The sequence below is a fragment of the Aquirufa nivalisilvae genome (assembly GCF_004307455.1).
Classification (GTDB): Bacteria; Bacteroidota; Bacteroidia; order Cytophagales; family Spirosomataceae; genus Aquirufa; species Aquirufa nivalisilvae.
In genome coordinates this window covers 1-711 of record NZ_SEWX01000017.1, presented here as the reverse complement: position 1 = coordinate 711, position 711 = coordinate 1, and the positions used below count along the sequence as shown (strand labels likewise).

1 pseudogene is annotated in these 711 nt (G+C 45.3%); it reads left to right on the top strand.

What is annotated here, in order from left to right:
- Window positions 1–38: 38 nt before the first annotated feature.
- Window positions 39–711, top strand: a pseudogene (locus tag EWU22_RS13180) (hypothetical protein); the annotation flags it as partial.

Genomic DNA, 711 nt, shown 5'->3' with positions numbered 1-711 from the left:
CTGGGGGAACTTTGAACGTAACGGTTAGTCCATCAACAATGACGAAATTGGCGGTGAGCTTAACGAGTCCACAGATTAATGGTACAGCCTTTACAGGAACGAATACCTTGACGGCCCAAGATGCTTACGGAAATACGGTAACAACTTTTGCAGCTAACACGAATAACGTAACGGTTACAACAAGTTTAACAGGAACGATTAGTGGATTAGGAAGTGGAGTTAATAATGTATTGAACCAAGCGGGTGATTTTGTTAGTGGAGTAGCGAACTTAACGAGCTTAGGCTTGAAGTTCACAGGAACATCAGGAGCAGGCACCTTTACCTTTACCCCAGCATCAGGAACAGCAGCTACTAGCTCTAGTGTCACTGTGAATCCAGGAGCAGCGACTAAATTAGCTGTCACAGGAACAGGAACTCAAACAGCAGGTGGTAGTCAGACCGTAACTGTTACAGCACAAGATGCGAGTGGCAATACAGTAACAACTTACACAGGAGCAAAAAATATCACATTCAGTGGAGCGACTGCATCATCAAGTCCTGTGACAAACCCAACAGTAGCCGCTACGAACTTTGGTACAGCAACAAGCTTGACCTTTACGGCAGGTGTGGCTACAGGATCTATGATCTTGTACAAAGCAGAATCGGCAACAGTGAATGCTACTGATGGAACGATCAACTCGAATACAGGAGGAACCTTGAACGTTACGGTGA